The organism is Pseudomonas sp. PVC-5-1 (assembly GCF_057444345.1).
Genome location: NZ_CM172024.1, coordinates 4,730,093 through 4,748,026 on the forward strand (window position 1 = coordinate 4,730,093; position 17,934 = coordinate 4,748,026).

The window sequence follows — 17,934 nt, forward strand, 5'->3', positions numbered from 1 at the left end:
GCTCATCTACCTCAGTTTCAGGGTTGCAAGGCCGATCAGCACCAGGATCACGGTGATGATCCAGAAGCGGACGATCACCCGTGGCTCTGGCCAGCCCTTGAGTTCAAAGTGGTGGTGGATCGGCGCCATGCGGAACACGCGCTTGCCGGTCAGCTTGAAGGAGGCAACCTGGATCACCACCGACAGGGTTTCCATGACGAACACGCCGCCCATGATGAACAGCACGATTTCCTGGCGGACGATCACGGCGATGGTGCCCAGCGCGGCGCCCAGCGCCAGCGCACCGACGTCACCCATGAATACCTGCGCCGGGTAAGTGTTGAACCACAGGAAGCCCAGGCCGGCACCGATCAGCGCGCCGCAGAACACGATCAGCTCGCCCGAGCCCGGCACATAGGGGATCAGCAGGTATTCGGCGAACTTAACGTTGCCCGACAAGTAGCAGAAGATGCCCAGAGCGCCGCCGACCATCACCGTCGGCATGATCGCCAGGCCGTCGAGGCCGTCAGTGAGGTTGACCGCGTTGCTCGAACCGACAATGACGAAGTAGGTCAGCACGACGAAGCCGATGCCCAGCGGAATGGTGACATCCTTGATGAACGGCAGGATCAGCGTGGTTTCGACGCTGGTCGGCGCGGTCTTGTACAGGAAGATGGCTGCAGCCAGGCCGAATACCGACTGCCAGAAGTACTTCCAGCGACTTGGCAGGCCACGCGAGTTCTTTTCGATCACCTTGCGGTAGTCGTCGACCCAGCCGATGGCACCGAATGCCAGGGTAACGATCAGCACCACCCACACGTAGCGGTTGGTCAGGTCGGCCCACAGCAGCGTGCTGACGGCGATGGCGGACAGGATCAGCGCCCCACCCATGGTCGGGGTGCCGGACTTGGACAAGTGCGATTGCGGGCCGTCGTTACGCACGGCCTGGCCGATCTGGCGGATTTGCAGGGTACGGATCATCCACGGCCCCAGCCACAGCGCCAGGGACAACGCGGTCAGCACACCCAGAATCCCGCGCAGGGACAGGTACTGGAAGACCGCGAAGCCTTTGTGGAACTGTTGCAGATACTCGGCCAACAGCAGCAGCATTAATGTTTCTCCCCGCTGGCACCGCACAATGCCGCCACGACGTTTTCCATCGCAGCGCTGCGCGAGCCCTTGATCAAGATAGTGGTGTCGCTGGCATTCTCGGCGCCAACCGCGTCGATCAGCTCAGCTTGAGTAGCGAAATGGCGGCCATTGGCTCCGAACGCCTTGACCGCGTGTGTCATGTTGGAACCCACTGCGTACAGGGCGTCGACCTTGCCACGCGCGTAGTCACCCACCTGACGGTGGCCTTCTTCCGCCCATTGCCCCAGTTCGCCGATATCCCCAAGCACCAAGACGGTGCGCCCGGAAAAGCCGGCGAGTATATCAATGGCCGCGCACATGGAGGTGGGATTTGCGTTGTAACTGTCGTCGATCACCCGCACGCCGTTCGGCGCGATCTGCGCCACGGTACGGCCCTTGACCGGTTGCACGGCAGCCAGGCCTGCGGCGATGCCGCTCAGGCTCAGACCAACGGCATGGGCAGCGGCAGCGGCGGCCAGGGCATTGCTGACGTTGTGCTCACCGAGCACATTGAGTTGCACGTCTACCGTGTCGCCAGCGCCATGCAGCTTGAACGAAGGGCAACCACGGGCATCGCGGCCGATGTCAGAGGCATGGAAATCGGCCTTTGGATTGTTGCGGGCAAAGCTGAAGACCTTGTGCGCGCCGGCACGTGCCTTCCATATATCAAAGGCCTTGTCGTCCAGGTTGAGGATGGCGATACCCCCCTCGCCCAGGCCTTCGAGAATCTCGCCCTTGGCTTCGACGATCTTTTCCGGGCCGCCGAACTCGCCAACGTGGGCGGTGCCGGCGTTGTTGATGATGACCACCTGGGGCCGGGTCAGGCCGACGGTGTAGCGGATCTCGCCAATGCGCGAGGCGCCTAGCTCGATCACCGCGGCGCTGTGCTCGGGAGCGATCTCCAGCAGGGTCAGCGGCGCGCCGAGGTCGTTGTTCAGGTTGCCGCGGGTGGCGTGCACCAGGCCACGGGTGCGCAGGATGCTGGCGAGCATCTCCTTGACCGTGGTCTTGCCGCTGGAACCGGTGATGGCCACCACCGGCTTGTCGAAGGCAGCACGGTTCAGCGCGCCAAGCTGGCCGAGGGCCAGGCGGCAATCGGTGACCAGCAGCTGCGGCAAGTCGACATCGGCTACTTCACGCTCGACCAGGGCCGCGACAGCGCCCTTGGCCTTCACATCGGCCAGGTAGTCGTGGCCATCGAAGCGCGGGCCGGCCAGGGCGACGAACAGTTGCCCGGCGCCAACACTGCGGCTGTCGATGCTGACGCCGGTGAAGGTGGCGTCAGCACCGATTTGTTGACCACTCAGTGCTGTGGTCAGCTGGCTGAGTGACATCGGCTTAAGCATGTGGAGCCTCCCAGGCTGCAAGTGCCTTTTCGGCCTCGGTCAAATCGGAGAAATCATGGCGCTCGCCATTGATCTCCTGGTAATCCTCGTGCCCCTTGCCGGCCAGCACGATCACATCGTCGGCAGCGGCGGTGGCGATCAGGTGCGCGATGGCTTCGCCACGACCGGCAACGAACTCGACTTCGACAGGCTTGGTGAAACCCGGGCGGATGTCGTCAAAGATGCGCAGCGGGTCTTCAGTACGCGGGTTGTCGTCTGTTACCAGCACGCGGTCGGCCAGGCGCTCGGCCACTTCAGCCATCAGCGGGCGCTTGCCGCGGTCTCGGTCGCCGCCGCAGCCGAACAGGCACAGCAGCTTGCCGTGCGCATGCGGGCGCAGGGCTTCGAGCACTTTCTCCAGGGCGTCCGGGGTGTGCGCATAGTCGACCACCACCAACGGCTTGTCGCCCCCACCCAGGCGCTGCATGCGGCCGATCGGCCCCTGCAGCTGCGGGGTAACCTTGAGGATTTCGTCCAGCGCGTAGTCCAGCGCCAACAGAGTCGCCACGGCGGCGAGCATGTTGCTCAGGTTGAAGCGGCCCAGCAACTGGCTGCGCAGGGTACGTTCGCCCTGGGCGGTGACCAGGGTGGCGCGCACGCCATCGTCATTGAACAAGGCTTCACGGCAGTAAAGCGAGGCCTCCGGGTTCTCCAGGCTGTAGCTGAGCAACCGGGTCTCGATATGGTCGACACTCGGGCGGCGGGCAAAATCGGCGGCCAGGCGACGGCCGAAATCGTCATCCAGGTTGACCACCTGGCAACGCAGGCTCGGCCAGGCGAACAGCTTGGCCTTGGCGGCCTCATAGGCCTCCATGCTGCCGTGGTAGTCCAGGTGGTCGCGGGACAGGTTGGTCATGACCGCGATGTCGAATTCCAGAGCGGCGACCCGGCCCTGCTCCAGTGCGTGGGAGGAAACCTCCATGGCCACGGCTTTGGCGCCACCTTTCTTGAGGTCATTGAGGGTCGACTGTACGGCGATCGGGTCGGGCGTGGTCAGGCGGCCACTCTGCAGCTCACCATAGAAGCCGGTACCCAAGGTGCCGATCAGGCCACAACGCTGGCCAAGCAAATCCAGCGCCTGAGCCACCAGCTGGGTGACGCTGGTCTTGCCGTTGGTACCGGTAACGCCCACCAGGTTCAGCTGGCGGCTTGGTTCGCCATAGAAGCGACCTGCGATATCCGAAAGCTGGGCGATCAGGCCCTTGACCGGGATGAGCGGCACATCGGTGATTGGCAGGACGCTCGCGCCCTGCTCTTCATAGGCTACGGCGGCAGCGCCACGCGCCAGGGCATCGGCGATATGCTCGCGGCCATCGACCTTGGCACCCGGAACAGCCAGGAACAGATCACCCGGGCGCACATTGCGGCTGTCCAGCGTCAGCTCACGGATCAACGGGTCACGGCTGGCGTGAGCGAAAAGCTTGCTCAATGGCATTGTCATCATCCACGCCCTCCCTTGGCGGTTGCAGCTGCATTGACTTGCGATTGTTCGACGGGTGCCGGTGGCGGCAGGTTGTCTGGCGGAACGTTCATCAGGCGCAGGGTGCCGGACATGACCTTGCTGAATACCGGTGCCGAAACCAAGCCACCGAAGTAACCGCCCTTGCCAGGCTCATCGATCACCACGACGATGGCGTAGCGCGGGTCGCTCATCGGCCCGAAGCCGGCGAACAGCGAGCGGTAGGCGTTTTCGGTGTAGCCCTTGGAGCCCACGGTGGCTTTACGCGCGGTACCGGACTTGCCGGCCACGTGGTAGAACGGCACCTGGGCGCGGAACACGCCGCGCGGTGCTTCGATCACCTGTTGCAGCATGCCCTGAATGGTTTCGGCGGTTTCCTTCGGAATGGCCTGCACCGCTTCCGGGGCCTTGTCGACCTTGAGGATCGACAGCGGCACCATCTTGCCGTCGTTGGCCAGCGCCGCGTATGCATGCACCAGCTGCAGAGCGGTCACCGACACGCCATAGCCATAGGACAGGGTCGCAGTCTCGGCCTTGCGCCACTCGCGATGGTTGGGCAGGTTGCCGACGCGCTCGCCGGGGAAGCCAAGGCCGGTGTACTGGCCCAGGCCGACCTGGGACATGACCCGGTAGATGGCCTCGCCGCCGATGTCGAAGGCGATCTTGCTCATACCGACGTTACTGGAGTTGATCAGGATACCGGTCAGGTCGAGGATCGGGCCTTCGCTCTTGGACACGTCCTTGATGGTGTAGCGACCAATTTGCAGGCTGCCCGGGTACACCTCGACCTTGTCGGTCGGCTTCCAGCGACCACTTTCCAGAGCCGCGCTCATGGAGATCGGCTTGACCGTGGAGCCCGGCTCGAACACGTCGATGATCGCGCGGTTACGCATGGCGGCCGGGAACATGCTGCGGCGGTTGTTGGGGTTGTAGGTCGGCTGGTTGACCATGGCCAGGACCTCACCGGTCTTGACGTCCATGATCACCAGGCTGCCGGCCTTGGCGTCCTGTTCGGCAATGGCGTTGCGCAGCTCGCGGGTGGCCAGGTACTGCAGGCGCAGGTCTATCGACAACGCCAAGGTCTTCCCGGCCTTGGCGTTCTTGGTTACCTGGATGTCCTTGATCAGCCGGCCGCGCCGGTCCTTGATCACCTGCCGCTTGCCGGGTACGCCAGCCAGCCATTCGTCATAGGCCAGCTCCACCCCTTCGCGACCGTGGTCGTCGAGGTCGGTGAAGCCGACCATGTGCGCGGTGACATCACCGGCCGGGTAGAAGCGGCGGAATTCTTCCAGGCCATACACGCCCGGCACTTTCAGGTCGAGCACATGCTGGCCCTGCTCCGGGGTCAGGCCGCGGACCAGGTAGATGAACTCTTTGCTGGCCTGCTGGGTCAGGCGCTCGGTCAGCTGCTGCGGGTTCTGCCCCAGTGCTGCTGCCAGCTGCGGCCAGCGGTCCTTGGAGGCCTGCATTTCCTTGGGGTTGGCCCACAGGGTGGTGACCGGGGTACTGACCGCCAACGGTTCACCGTTACGGTCGGTGATCAGGCCGCGGTGAGCCGGGATAGGGATGTGACGCAGGCTGCGCGCATCGCCCTGCCCCTTGAGGAAGTCACGGTCGACTACCTGCAGGTCGATGATGCGCCAGCAGATGGCACCGACCATCAGCGCCAGCAAGCCGATCACCACGCGGAAGCGCCAGGGGTAGAGTGCGCCTTCGAGCTTCATCATGGCGCCACCATCCGCACTTCGTCAGCCGAAGGTACGCGCATCTTCAGTTGCTCGGAAGCCAGGTTCTCGATGCGACTGGCGGCGGTCCAGGTGCTTTGTTCGAGGATCAGCCGGCCCCATTCGGCCTGGGCCTTGTCACGTTCGCTCAATTCGCCGTACAGCGTGTTGAGCAACTGACGGTTCCAGTGCGCGCTGTAGGACACGGCGATGGCCGAAACCAGCACAGCAACGAACAGCAGAAGCATCAGGAAGCTTCCGCCTGGCAAAGGTTTGGCAAACAGCCTGCTCACCGCAGTTTCTCCGCCACCCGCATCACGGCGCTGCGCGCCCGCGGGTTGGCCTTGAGCTCGGCGTCGGAAGCGAACTGAGCCTTGCCGATGAGCTTGATTTTCGGCTCGAAGACCTTGTGCTGTACTGGCAGGTTGCGCGGCAGGTTGTCAGCCTCGCCCTTGGCCAGCTTGCGCATGAACAGCTTGACGATGCGATCTTCCAGCGAATGGAAGCTGATCACTGCCAGGCGGCCGCCCACTTCCAGCGCATCGATCGCGGCCTCCAGGCCTGCCTCGAGATCACCCAGTTCGTTGTTGACGTGAATGCGCAGACCCTGGAAGGCGCGGGTCGCCGGGTTCTTGCCCTTCTCCCAGGCCGGGTTGGCCACCTTCAGCACCTCGGCGAGGTCGCCGGTGCGCGTGAACGGTTGCTGTTCGCGGCGCTGCACCACGGCACGAGCCATGCGCTTGGCGAAACGCTCTTCGCCGTACTCCTTGAACACACGGGCTATTTCTTCTTCAGGTGCAGTGGCGATGAACTCGGCGGCGCTGATGCCCTGGTCCGGGTTCATGCGCATGTCCAGCGGGCCATCATTGAGGAAGCTGAAGCCCCGCTCGGGGTCATCCAGCTGCGGCGAGGAAACGCCCAGGTCCAGCAATACGCCGCTGACCTTGCCATCCAGGCCACGCTCTGCCACTTCCGCGCCCAGCTCGGCAAAGCTGCGCTGCACAATGACAAAGCGGCCGTCTTCGGCCGCCAGCGCTTGCCCCGTGGCAATCGCCTGTGGATCTTTGTCGAAACCCAGCAGCCGCCCTTGCGGCCCGAGCTTGCTGAGAATCAGCCGGCTGTGCCCGCCACGGCCGAAAGTGCCGTCCAGATAGCAACCGTCGGCGCGCAGGGCCAATGCCTCGACAGCTTCGTCGAGCAGGACGGTAATGTGGTTGAAGCCGCTATCTATGGTCACAGGATCAGATCACGCAATTCGTCGGGCATGGCGCCCGGTTGTTGAATAGCTGCAAGGTCGGCTGCCGAAACCGCGTTCCAGGCATCTTCATCCCACAGCTGGAATTTGTTCAGTTGCCCCACCAGCATCGCCTTCTTGTCGAGCTTGGCGTACTCACGCAGACGGGGCGGCACCAGGAAACGCCCACTGCCATCGAGCTCCAGGTCAACCGCGTTACCGATCAGCAAACGCTGAAGGCGGCGGTTTTCCTCACGCAACGATGGCAAGGCACGCAACTTGGCTTCTATCTGTTCCCACTCATCGAGGGGATAAACACACAAGCAGGGGTCAACGGCGTCGATGGTCACGATCAGCTGACCATTGCAACGCGAATCGAGCTCGTCACGGTACCGGCTCGGCATGGCGAGACGGCCCTTGGCATCGAGGCTGACGGCGTTGGCTCCGCGGAACACGGCTGCGATTCCCCACAATGTTAGCTTTTTTGTGTCAGAAAACCCACTTCATCCCACTTTCTGCCACTTGCGCACACTATAGGAATCCGCCCGCAGCACCGTCAAGGCACGTTCGGAAGGAAAAGCCTTACAGGACCGAGATTTAGCGCAATAAAGGAATGCGGAAGGACTACCGAGCAGAAAAAAATACGAGAAAAATCAAACCCACGCAGGCGAATGGAGTTCGAAGTTAAAGTGATTTATTAAGAGTAAGATTTTTTCGGTATTACCAGAGGGCATCTGCTATCGAATAAAGCAGGGAGGGAAAGGTGGAGAGTCGATCTGTAAGCCGGGTTTTGTCGAGGACAGTCATTCCTCTACGACGGCCATCACTGGACGCCTCTAGCAACCTACCCGGTTCCGACGCGGGCCACGCCTGATGGAACCCTATTTGGTCTTGCTCCGAGTGGGGTTTACCTAGCCACGAACTGTTGCCAGCCGTGCGGTGCGCTCTTACCGCACCTTTTCACCCTTACCGGCACCGAAGTGCTTAGGCGGTTATTTTCTGTGGCACTTTCCGTAGGCTCGCGCCTCCCAGGCGTTACCTGGCACTCTGCCCTATGGAGCCCGGACTTTCCTCCCCCTGCTATTGCGGAACAAAAGCAGGCAGCGACTGTCCGATCGACTCTCCGCCGCCAAGATTAACGGCACGCGCGCCCAAGAACAAGCAATACCGGCATTTATATCAATATGCCACTATTCGGCTTTCTGCTTTTCCAGTGCAAGTTGATACAGCAGGTTCTTGCGCACCCCGGTAATTTCCGCAGCCAGCGCCGCCGCCCGCTTGAGTGGCAGCTCGGCCAGCAGCAGGTCGAGCACCCGTTGCGCCTCGGCACTGACCGCCTGTTCGCCCTCCGGCGCACTCCAGCCACCAACCAGTACCACGCACTCACCGCGCTGCTGGTTGCTGTCACCAGCAACGAACGCGCGAAGCTCGGCCAGGGGCAGGCCCTTGAGGGTCTCGAAGGTCTTGGTCAGTTCACGCGCCAACAGCGCCGGGCGCTCGCCACCGAATACCGCCTCCATGTCTTCAAGGCATTCCAGGATACGGTGCGGGGCCTCGTAGAAGATCAGCGTGCGCGGTTCTTCCTTTACCTGCTCCAGGCGCGCCCGCCGTCCCGCCGCCTTGGCCGGCAGGAAGCCTTCGAAGATGAAGCGGTCCGACGGCAGGCCGGCTGCCGACAGCGCGGCGATCAGAGCGCAGGCGCCCGGCACCGGCACCACATTTACCCCCGCAGCACGCGCCTGGCGCACCAGGTGGTACCCCGGATCGGAAATCAGCGGCGTGCCGGCATCGGAAACCAACGCCACGTTCTCGCCCGCCAGCAGCTTGGTGAGAAAACGCCCGCCCTCGTCACGCTCGTTGTGCTCATGGCATGCCGCCAGCGGCGTGTCGATGCCGAAGTGCTGCAGCAGACGGATCGAATGACGGGTATCTTCCGCCGCGATCAGGGCCACGTCCGCCAGCACCTTCAGCGCCCGGGCACTCATGTCGTCGAGGTTGCCGATAGGGGTTGCGACCACATACAGCGTCCCCACCGTGGATTTCGAAGCCCCTGCCACATCAGTCACTGCGCACACCTGTCGTTCGGATCAAAGGCGCCATTGTAGCCCGAGCGCCTGCAACAGGGCGCAAAGAACTTCGCCGGCGACCGATGGCAGGCCTCCTATAGTGAAGGATCGACACGGCAACATCGCGCCCCGGCCATCGCTTGGGTACAATTGCCGGCCACCTTGATCGAGTAACAGGACCTTTACATGATCGCTTGCCTGCGGCTGTTCACAGCCCTCTGCCTTGCTGCCTTGCTGGCAGCCTGCGCCAGCTCGCCCTCATCCAGCCTGGGCGAACTGCCACGCACCCCGGACGCCAGCATCGAGCAACTGCTCGAAAAGGCTGCTTCCAGCAAGTCCGCGGAAGACGCCGCCCTGCTGCGCCTGAGCGCAGCCGACCTGGCCTACAGGCAGAAGGACTTCCCACGCGCCGCACGCATCCTCGAGCAGGTGCCGCTGGACACGCTCAAGCCGGCCCAGCAAGTGTTCGCCAGCACCCTCGGTGCCGAGCTGGCCATGAGCCGCAACCAGCCCAAGGCTGCCCTGGCCGCCCTGGCCCACCCCAGCCTGCAGCGCGTCGCCGAACTGCCGGAAGAACAGCAAGCGCGCACCTACAGCGTGCACGCGGCTGCCCTCGAAGCCGATGGCCAGGCTCTCGCCGCCGCGCAACAGCGCGTGCTGCTGGCCCCGCTGCTCAGCGGCCAGGCCGCCAGCGCCAACAATGACGCCATCTGGGCACTGGTCGCCGCGCTGCCGGCAGAGCAACTGCAGCAGCCTGGCAACGACCAGACCCTTGCCGGCTGGACCAGCTTGGCCTTCGCGGTAAAAAGCGCCGGCACCCTGGAGCAGCAGCAAGCGGCGATCGACGCCTGGGTCAAGCAGCACCCGGACCACCCGGCCGCCCAGCAACTGCCGCAGGCTCTGACCAAGCTCAAGGAGCTGGCCAGCCAACCGCTGACCAAGATTGCACTGCTGCTGCCTCAGGAAGGCCCGCTTGCTGGTGTTGCCCGCGCCCTGCGTGACGGTTTCATGGCTGCACACTTCCAGGCCCAACAAGCCGGCCAGCAGGCGCCAGCCGTGCAGGTATTCGACAGCTCGCGCATCGGCTCGCTCGACGACTTCTATCGCCAGGCCCAGGCCGCAGGCGTACAGCTGGTCATCGGCCCGCTGGAAAAACCGCTGGTCAAGCAACTGGCTGCCAAGCCACAACTGCCGATCACCACCCTGGCCCTGAACTACGCCGACGCCGGCCAGAAGGCTCCACCGCAGCTGTTCCAGTTCGGCCTGGCTGCCGAAGACGAAGCCCGTGAAGTAGCCCGCCGCGCCCGCGCCGATGGCATGGTCCGCGCAGTTGCCCTGGTACCGAGCGGCGAATGGGGCGATCGCGTGCTTGCCGCCTTCCGCCAGGACTGGGAAGGCAACGGTGGCACTCTGCTCGCCGCCGAACGCATTGCCCAGCCGGTCGCACTGGCCCAGCAGATTGCCGACCTGTTCCAGCTGCGCCAGAGCGAAGGCCGCGCCAAGAGCCTGCAGAGCACGGTAGGTGGCAGCATCGCCGCGCAGCCGTCGCGCCGCCAGGACATCGACTTCATCTTCCTCGCCTCGACCCCGCAACAGGCCCAGCAGATCAAGCCGACCCTGAACTTCCAGTACGCCGGTGACGTACCGGTCTACGCCACCTCGAACCTGTACAGCGCCAGTGGTGACGTCAACCAGTACAACGACATGAACGGTATCCGCTTCTGCGAAACCCCGTGGCTGCTGGACACCAGCAACAGCCTGCGCCAGCAGGTCGTGCAGCAGTGGCCGCAAGCGGCCGGCAGCCTGGGCCGCCTGTATGCCATGGGCGTCGACGCCTACAGCCTGGCGCCGCGCCTGGACCAGCTGAAAGCACTGCCGGACAACCGCGTACTGGGCCTTTCAGGCAGCCTGAGCATGAACGCCAACCAGCGTGTCGAGCGCCAGCTGCCTTGGGCCGAGTTCGTCCGCGGCCAGGTCCAGCGCCTGCCTGACACCGCCCGCTGATGGCAGCAGCGTCGCCCACCAGCGCCGGGCAGGCAGCGGAAGCCCAGGCCCTTGAGTACCTTCAAGGGCAAGGCCTGCAACTGCTGGCGCGCAACTGGCGATGCAAAGGCGGTGAGCTTGATCTGGTCATGCTCGACGCCGATACAGTAGTATTCGTCGAAGTCCGCTACCGGTTGCACGCGGGCTTCGGTGGCGCCCTCGGCAGTATCGACGGGCGCAAGCAGAAACGGTTGGTGCTCGCCGCCAGCCTGTTCCTGCAGAAGGAGCCCCACTGGGGCAACCACCCCTGCCGCTTCGACGTAGTCGCCCTGCAGGGCAGCCACCATGCAGGCAGACCGCTTCAATGGCTGAAAAACGCCTTCGAATGCTGAACCCATTCCGATTTTTTTGCTCTATGTTTCGCGGGCTGGTCGTTGTTGCGCGTAGCAAAGGCCACCGCCCCATTTAAGGTCACCAGATGGACATGCAATCCCGAATTCGCCGGCTATTCCAGGCCAGCATCGATACCAAGCAACAGGCAATGGACATCCTGGCACCGCACATCGAGCAGGCCAGCCTGGTCATGGTCAACGCGCTGCTCAACGAGGGCAAGATGCTCGCCTGTGGCAACGGCGGCTCGGCCGGCGATGCCCAGCACTTTTCCTCCGAGCTGCTCAATCGCTTCGAGCGCGAACGCCCGAGCCTGCCGGCCATCGCGCTGACCACCGACAGCTCGACCCTGACCTCGATCGCCAACGACTACAGCTACAACGAAGTCTTTTCCAAGCAGATCCGCGCGCTGGGCCAGCCCGGTGACGTTCTGCTGGCGATCTCCACCAGCGGCAATTCGGCCAACGTGATTCAGGCGATCCAGGCCGCACATGACCGCGAAATGATTGTCGTAGCATTGACTGGTCGCGATGGCGGCGGCATGGCTTCGCTGCTGCTGCCCGAAGACGTGGAAATCCGCGTGCCTTCGACGGTTACCGCGCGTATCCAGGAAGTCCACCTGCTGGCGATCCACTGCCTGTGTGATCTGATCGACAGCCAACTGTTCGGGAGTGAAGAATGACCCCTACGCGCCTCGGCCTTATGGCCCTGACCCTATGCCTGAGCGTCACTGGTTGCAGCTCGGTGCTGACCTCTACCCGCAATTCGCCGATCGAGGACGATCGCGGAACGCGCACCATCGGCAGCAAGATCGACGACTCGCTGATCGAAACCAAGGCCTCGGTCAACATCGCCAAGGCCAGCCCTGACCTGGACAAAGGTTCGCACATCGTTGTCAGCAGCTACAACGGCATCGTCCTGCTGGCCGGCCAGACACCGCGCGCCGACCTCAAGAGCCTCGCCGAGCAGACTGCCAGCCAGGTACAGCGCGTCAAGAAAGTGCACAACGAGCTGCAGGTGATGCAGCCCTCCTCCATCCTGGCGCGCAACAACGACGCCTGGCTGACCACCAAGATCAAGACCCAGATGCTGACCGACAATGCCGTGCCCAGCTCGCGCATCAAGGTAATTACCGAGAACGGCATCGTTTACCTGCTTGGCCTGGTGACCCAACAGGAGGCCAACTCGGCCACTGCCGTGGTACAGGGCGTTTCGGGTGTGCAGAAGATCGTCAAGCTGTTCGAGTACATCGACTGATTCACTGATTACCTGCACCGGCCTCTTCGCGGGTAAACCCGCTCCCACACGAATCTCACAGCGTTCGAGGCTTGTTGTATTCCTGTGGGAGCGGGTTTACCCGCGAAAAGGCCAGCACAAGCAACAACACTGCCCCACGTTTCAGAAAACCCAGGAAACACCGCATGAAAAAGCTTCTGCTGCCTGCCCTGCTGTTCGGCACTTTCGCCACCCTGGCCGGCTGCTCTACACCAAGCCTGATCACCCTCAACGATGGCCGTGAAATCCAGGCCGTCGACGTACCGAAGTTCGACCGTGACGCCGGCTTCTATGAGTTCCAGCAACTCGACGGCAAGCGTACCCGCATCAACAAGGACCAGGTACGTACCATCAGCGACCTGTAAGCAGGGCTGGCGTAATTAAAAAAAGGCGATCCGGTTGGATCGCCTTTTTTATTACTTGACCACTTTCAGACTTGGTCGACCAGTCGGGCGTGGCGGCTGGCCACCCCCCTCTGGCGGGCCATCGTCATCGGGCTGCACATCATCATCTTCCTGCTCATCGTCCTCCATCGAGGACGACTCCAGCTCGAAGACCATACCCTGGCCATTCTCGCGGGCGTAAATACCCAGGATGGCGCCAACCGGCACGTACAGCGAGTGAGCCACACCACCGAAGCGGCCCTCGAAGCTGACCGCGTCGTTGTCCATGTGCAGGCTGCGCACGGCACTTGGCGAGATGTTCAAGACGATCTGGCCATCACTGGCGAAACCGTCCGGCACCTGGACCTTCGGGAATTCGGCATTGACCAGCATATGGGGCGTGCAATCGTTGTCGACGATCCACTCGTACAGTGCTCGAACCAGATAGGGGCGACTGGAGTTCATCAACGGCTCCTTAAAGCTTGCGCATTTCACGTTCTACGGAGGACAGGCTCGCCTGGAAAGGCTCGCGGGCAAACTGCCGCTCCATGTAATCCAGCAGCGGCTTGGCTTGCCGCGGCAACTCGATGCCCAACACCGGCAGACGCCAGAGTATGGGCAGTAGACAACAATCGACCAGGCTTTGCTCCTCACTCATGAAGCAGGCGAACTCGCCGAACAACGGCGAGACCCCGGTCAGGCTTTCACGCAATGCCTTACGCGCTTCGGTTCGGGTAGCCTCGCTACTGCGCGGGTCGAGCACAATATCGGCCAAGGAGCACCAGTCGCGCTGGATGCGGTGCATCAGCAAGCGACTGTTCCCCCGCGCAACCGGGTACACCGGCATTAGCGGCGGATGTGGATAACGCTCCTCGAGGTACTCCATCACCACGGTCGATTCATATAGCGTCAGGTCACGGTCGACCAGGGTCGGCACGCTGCCGTAAGGGTTCACTTCGACCAACTTGGGCGGCAGGCGGCCGGGATCGACATCGATGACCTGAACGCTGATGCCCTTCTCGGCGAGCACGAGGCGTACCCGATGAGAATAGTAATCAGCGGGGTCGGAATAGCAGGCTAACCTGTTGGTTGCGCCCATGTAGCGCCTCCTCGCACGGGATGCTTGTAAAACTGTAAATGAAAACGCGCCCGTGGGGACCTGGCAGATCTGCCAGGCCACCACGGGCGCGTTCAACAACCAGAAACTACTGCGTGATCAGTGCACGTCCTTCCAGTATTCACGCTTGAGCAAATAGGCGAATACGAAGAAGAAAGCCAGGTACAGCAACACGTAGGTACCGATGCGCTGGCTTTCCAGTTTGACCGGGTTGGCCGAATAGGCCAGGAAGGTCACCAGGTTCTTGACCTTCTCGTCGAACTGCTCGGTCGTCAGGGTACCGGAATTCGGCGTAATGGTCAGCTGGTCGCAGGCTTCATGGGTCAGCGGGCTACCAGTCAGTGGGTCGAATTGCTTCTTGCCATCGGTTACGGTCTGCACCTGCTTGCAGCCAACCACCTGGTTACCCTGCAAGCCGACCAGCACGTTAGGCATGCCGACGTTCGGGAACACCTTGTTGTTCACCCCATAAGGCCGCGACGGGTCCTCATAGAAGCTGCGCAAGTAGGTGTACAACCAGTCGGTACCACGCACTCGGGCCACCAGGGTCAGGTCGGGCGGTGCAGCGCCGAACCAGGTCTTGGCGTCACTGGGCTTCATGCCGATCTGCATGTGGTCACCGATCTTGGCACCGGTGAACACCAGCTTCTCGAGCATCAGCTCGTGGGGGATGCCCAGGTCATCAGCAACCCGCTCGTAACGCTGGAACTTCGCGCTGTGGCAACCCATGCAATAGTTGGCAAAGGTACGCGCACCGTCCTGCATGGCGGCCTTGTCACTCAGGTCGATGTCGACCTTGTCCAGCTCCAGGCCCGTTTCGGCAGCGAAGGAAAAGGCAGGCATCACTGCCAGCAAAAATACTGCAATCAACTTTTTCATCAGCCAGTCACCCTTTCCGGAACCGGTTTGGTCTTCTCGAGCCTTGTGTAGAACGGCATCAGCAGGAAGTAGGCGAAGTACAACACCGTGCACACCTGCGACAGCAAGGTACGCCCAGGTGTCGGCGCCAGCACGCCCAGTATGCCGAGGATGACGAAGGCCACACAGAACACCAGCAGGAAGAGCTTGCTGATCCAGCCCTTGTAGCGCATGGAGCGGACCGGGCTGCGGTCGAGCCAGGGCAAGACGAACAACACGGCAATGGCCGCACCCATGGCAATGACGCCCATCAGCTTGTCAGGCACCGCACGCAGGATCGCGTAGAACGGCGTGAAGTACCACACAGGCGCAATGTGCTCGGGGGTCTTGAAGGCGTTCGCCTGCTCGAAGTTAGGTTTCTCCAGGAAGTAACCGCCCATTTCCGGGAAGAAGAACACCACGGCGCAGAACACGAACAGGAACACCACCACGCCGACAATATCCTTGACGGTGTAGTACGGGTGGAACGGGATACCGTCCAGCGGGATACCGTTTTCGTCCTTTTTCTTCTTGATGTCGACGCCATCGGGGTTGTTCGAACCCACTTCATGAAGGGCGAGGATGTGCAGGACCACCAGGCCGAGAATCACGATCGGCAAGGCAACCACGTGCAGGGCGAAGAAGCGGTTCAGAGTGATACCCGAGATCAGGTAGTCACCACGGATCCACTGGGTGAGGTCGCCACCGATCACCGGAATGGCACCGAACAGCGAGATGATCACCTGGGCACCCCAGTACGACATCTGGCCCCACGGCAGCAGGTAGCCCATGAAGGCTTCGGCCATCAGCGCCAGGTAGATCAGCATGCCGAACAGCCACACCAGTTCACGCGGCTTCTGGTAGGAACCGTAGAGCAGGCCGCGGAACATGTGCAGGTAGACGACGATGAAGAACGCCGATGCACCGGTGGAGTGCAGGTAGCGCAGGATCCAGCCGTATTCCACATCCCGCATGATGTACTCGACCGAGGCGAACGCCTCTTCTGCCGAGGGCGTGAAGCTCATGGTCAGCCACACACCGGTGACGATCTGGTTGACCAGCACCAGCAACGCCAGCGAGCCGAAGAAGTACAGGAAGTTGAAGTTCTTGGGTGCGTAATACTTGCTCAGGTGGTCTTCCCACATCTTGGTCGCGGGGAAGCGAGCATCAATCCAGTCCATGAACTTGCTCATCATGCGTTCTCCTGGTCAACGCCGATGACGACGATCTCGTCCGACTCGTAAGAGTGCGGTGGCACGGGCAGGTTGAGTGGCGCCGGCTGCGACTTGTAGACACGGCCGGCCAGGTCGTAGTGGGAACCGTGGCACGGGCAGAAATAGCCACCGACCCATTTCGGGCCAAGGTCGGCGGGTGCGACTTCCGGGCGGAAGGTGGGCGAGCAGCCCAGGTGTGTGCACAGGCCAACAAGGATGAGGATTTCCGGCTTGATCGAACGAACCTGCGGATCGACGTAGGTGGGCTGCACCGAGGCCTTGGACTCGGGGTCAGCCAGATCACCTACGACCTTTTTCAGGTTACCGAGGATCTCGTCCGTTCGCCGCACGATGAACACTGGCTGACCGCGCCACTCGGCCACCATCTGCTGCCCGGCCTCGACCTTGGCGATATTGACCTTCACCGGTGCACCCGCGGCTTTCGCCTTGGCACTGGGAAACCATGACCCCACGAACGGTACCGCAGCCCCCACTGCCCCCGCCGCCCCGACTACGGATGTCGCGGCTACGAGGAAGCGGCGCCGGCCTGCGTTGACGCCGTCATTGCTCATTCAGTCCTCTCCCATCAGCTTGCTTGACCAGTTGGACCTGGCCTGTACTTAGGTAATGTCTGTGGCACTAAAAATTGGCCGCCATGGTAAGAAACAAATCCACACACTGACAAGGTGATTACCCGGGGAACGGGCTACAACCCTCGCTTTGCTTGATCTGCGTCTATGCGGCAAGTCGTCACGGACATGCTGACAGGTTAGTTCAAGACATAAAAAAAGCCCGGTTCCAAAGAACCGGGCTTTTTTCGACTGCCGAAGCGGTATTAACGCTTGGAGTACTGAGGACGCTTACGCGCTTTACGCAGACCCACTTTCTTACGCTCGACTTCACGAGCGTCGCGGGTGACGTAGCCAGCACGACGCAGAGCGCCACGCAGGGTTTCGTCGTATTCCATCAGAGCGCGGGTGATACCGTGACGGATCGCACCGGCTTGACCGCTGACACCACCACCGGAAACGGTGACGTAGATGTCGAACTTCTCAACGGTTTCGGTCAGCTCGAGCGGCTGACGAACAACCATGCGAGCGGTTTCGCGACCGAAGAACACGTCCAGAGAACGGTTGTTGATGGAAATGTTACCAGTACCCGGACGCAGGAATACGCGAGCGGTTGCGGTCTTGCGACGGCCAGTGCCGTAGTTTTGAGTCGCCGACATAATGAACTATCCCGTTAGATCTTCAGTTCTTGAGGCTGCTGAGCAGTGTGTGGGTGAGCAGCACCCGCGTACACTTTCAGCTTGCGGTACATGTCGCGACCCAGCGGGTTCTTCGGCAGCATGCCTTTGACCGCAGTTTCGATAACACGCTCAGGGGCCTTGGCGATCAACTTCTCGAAGTTGATTTCCTTGATACCGCCCGGGAAACCGGAGTGGGAGTAGTACATCTTGTCGGAAGACTTGGCACCAGTCACACGAACCTGCTCGGCGTTGATAACGACGATGTAGTCGCCGGTGTCAACGTGAGGGGTGTATTCTGGCTTGTGTTTGCCACGCAGACGGCTAGCGATTTCGGTAGCCAGACGACCCAGGGTCTGGCCAGCGGCGTCGACTACGAACCACTCGCGCTTTACTGTTTCCGGTTTAGCAGTAAAAGTTTTCATTCTCTAAAGCCTCAGAGGCCGCCCAG

At 62.0% G+C, this 17,934-nt stretch carries 20 protein-coding genes and 1 other RNA gene; 5 read left to right on the forward strand and 16 right to left on the reverse strand.

Annotation, left to right across the window (positions count from 1 at the left end):
* Window positions 1-6 precede the first annotated feature (6 nt).
* The 9 genes from mraY to rsmI all read right to left on the reverse strand — a co-directional run bounded on the left by mraY (window position 7) and on the right by rsmI (window position 8,978).
* Window positions 7-1,089 (reverse strand): phospho-N-acetylmuramoyl-pentapeptide-transferase, encoded by a 1,083-nt coding sequence (gene mraY / locus AC2T3R_RS21620; protein ID WP_023661969.1) that lies wholly within the window; start codon window positions 1,087-1,089, stop codon window positions 7-9.
* On the reverse strand, window positions 1,089-2,456 hold the full coding sequence (locus AC2T3R_RS21625; RefSeq protein ID WP_410951839.1) for a UDP-N-acetylmuramoyl-tripeptide--D-alanyl-D-alanine ligase: 1,368 nt from the start codon (window positions 2,454-2,456) through the stop codon (window positions 1,089-1,091). The genes mraY and AC2T3R_RS21625 overlap by 1 nt, the downstream gene beginning before the upstream one ends.
* Complete coding sequence (locus AC2T3R_RS21630; RefSeq protein ID WP_410951840.1) at window positions 2,449-3,939, reverse strand: UDP-N-acetylmuramoyl-L-alanyl-D-glutamate--2,6-diaminopimelate ligase; 1,491 nt, start codon at window positions 3,937-3,939, stop codon at window positions 2,449-2,451. The genes AC2T3R_RS21625 and AC2T3R_RS21630 overlap by 8 nt, the downstream gene beginning before the upstream one ends.
* Window positions 3,936-5,678: a peptidoglycan D,D-transpeptidase FtsI family protein gene (locus tag AC2T3R_RS21635; RefSeq protein ID WP_322491628.1), complete on the reverse strand. Its 1,743-nt coding sequence runs from the start codon at window positions 5,676-5,678 to the stop codon at window positions 3,936-3,938. Before AC2T3R_RS21635 ends, AC2T3R_RS21630 begins: the two co-directional genes overlap by 4 nt.
* Window positions 5,678-5,971 (reverse strand): cell division protein FtsL, encoded by a 294-nt coding sequence (gene ftsL / locus AC2T3R_RS21640; RefSeq protein ID WP_346642470.1) that lies wholly within the window; start codon window positions 5,969-5,971, stop codon window positions 5,678-5,680. The genes AC2T3R_RS21635 and ftsL overlap by 1 nt, the downstream gene beginning before the upstream one ends.
* Entirely contained in the window at window positions 5,968-6,915 is a 948-nt protein-coding gene (gene rsmH / locus AC2T3R_RS21645; protein ID WP_013974118.1) for a 16S rRNA (cytosine(1402)-N(4))-methyltransferase RsmH, read from the reverse strand. Before rsmH ends, ftsL begins: the two co-directional genes overlap by 4 nt.
* On the reverse strand, window positions 6,912-7,367 hold the full coding sequence (gene mraZ, locus AC2T3R_RS21650) for a division/cell wall cluster transcriptional repressor MraZ (RefSeq protein ID WP_004575120.1): 456 nt from the start codon (window positions 7,365-7,367) through the stop codon (window positions 6,912-6,914). Before mraZ ends, rsmH begins: the two co-directional genes overlap by 4 nt.
* 308 nt (window positions 7,368-7,675) lie before the next feature.
* An RNA gene (gene rnpB / locus AC2T3R_RS21655) (RNase P RNA component class A) lies at window positions 7,676-8,035 on the reverse strand.
* Window positions 8,036-8,102: 67 nt separating this feature from the next.
* Window positions 8,103-8,978, reverse strand: a complete 876-nt coding sequence (gene rsmI / locus AC2T3R_RS21660; protein ID WP_024087707.1) for a 16S rRNA (cytidine(1402)-2'-O)-methyltransferase — start codon at window positions 8,976-8,978, stop codon at window positions 8,103-8,105.
* Window positions 8,979-9,164: 186 nt separating this feature from the next.
* On the opposite strand from rsmI, the gene AC2T3R_RS21665 reads away from it, so the two are divergent.
* The 5 genes from AC2T3R_RS21665 (at window position 9,165) to AC2T3R_RS21685 (ending at window position 12,991) form a co-directional block, all read left to right on the forward strand.
* Entirely contained in the window at window positions 9,165-10,982 is a 1,818-nt protein-coding gene (locus tag AC2T3R_RS21665; RefSeq protein ID WP_410951841.1) for a penicillin-binding protein activator, read from the forward strand.
* Entirely contained in the window at window positions 10,982-11,353 is a 372-nt protein-coding gene (locus AC2T3R_RS21670) for a YraN family protein (protein WP_410951842.1), read from the forward strand. The genes AC2T3R_RS21665 and AC2T3R_RS21670 overlap by 1 nt, the downstream gene beginning before the upstream one ends.
* Window positions 11,354-11,439: 86 nt before the next feature.
* Window positions 11,440-12,033, forward strand: coding sequence for a phosphoheptose isomerase (locus AC2T3R_RS21675; protein WP_012274070.1), 594 nt, complete (start codon window positions 11,440-11,442; stop codon window positions 12,031-12,033).
* Window positions 12,030-12,608, forward strand: coding sequence for a BON domain-containing protein (locus AC2T3R_RS21680; protein WP_023662826.1), 579 nt, complete (start codon window positions 12,030-12,032; stop codon window positions 12,606-12,608). The genes AC2T3R_RS21675 and AC2T3R_RS21680 overlap by 4 nt, the downstream gene beginning before the upstream one ends.
* Window positions 12,609-12,772: 164 nt before the next feature.
* Entirely contained in the window at window positions 12,773-12,991 is a 219-nt protein-coding gene (locus AC2T3R_RS21685) for a YgdI/YgdR family lipoprotein (protein ID WP_003260792.1), read from the forward strand.
* A gap of 51 nt (window positions 12,992-13,042) precedes the next feature.
* Here AC2T3R_RS21685 and AC2T3R_RS21690 read toward each other — a convergent pair whose 3' ends face one another.
* From AC2T3R_RS21690 to rplM, 7 genes are all read right to left on the reverse strand, one after another.
* Complete coding sequence (locus AC2T3R_RS21690; RefSeq protein ID WP_410951843.1) at window positions 13,043-13,474, reverse strand: ClpXP protease specificity-enhancing factor; 432 nt, start codon at window positions 13,472-13,474, stop codon at window positions 13,043-13,045.
* 10 nt (window positions 13,475-13,484) lie between these two features.
* Window positions 13,485-14,108, reverse strand: coding sequence for a glutathione S-transferase N-terminal domain-containing protein (locus AC2T3R_RS21695; protein ID WP_486744238.1), 624 nt, complete (start codon window positions 14,106-14,108; stop codon window positions 13,485-13,487).
* Window positions 14,109-14,225: 117 nt separating this feature from the next.
* Window positions 14,226-15,005, reverse strand: a complete 780-nt coding sequence (locus AC2T3R_RS21700) for a cytochrome c1 (RefSeq protein WP_013974125.1) — start codon at window positions 15,003-15,005, stop codon at window positions 14,226-14,228.
* Window positions 15,005-16,216 (reverse strand): cytochrome b, encoded by a 1,212-nt coding sequence (locus AC2T3R_RS21705; RefSeq protein ID WP_003260795.1) that lies wholly within the window; start codon window positions 16,214-16,216, stop codon window positions 15,005-15,007. Before AC2T3R_RS21705 ends, AC2T3R_RS21700 begins: the two co-directional genes overlap by 1 nt.
* Entirely contained in the window at window positions 16,216-16,809 is a 594-nt protein-coding gene (gene petA, locus AC2T3R_RS21710) for a ubiquinol-cytochrome c reductase iron-sulfur subunit (protein ID WP_015271723.1), read from the reverse strand. The genes AC2T3R_RS21705 and petA overlap by 1 nt, the downstream gene beginning before the upstream one ends.
* Window positions 16,810-17,072: 263 nt before the next feature.
* Complete coding sequence (gene rpsI, locus AC2T3R_RS21715; protein ID WP_003260797.1) at window positions 17,073-17,465, reverse strand: 30S ribosomal protein S9; 393 nt, start codon at window positions 17,463-17,465, stop codon at window positions 17,073-17,075.
* A gap of 14 nt (window positions 17,466-17,479) precedes the next feature.
* A complete protein-coding gene (gene rplM, locus AC2T3R_RS21720) occupies window positions 17,480-17,908 on the reverse strand; it encodes a 50S ribosomal protein L13 (protein WP_003260798.1) in 429 nt (142 codons plus the stop codon).
* Window positions 17,909-17,934 lie beyond the last annotated feature (26 nt).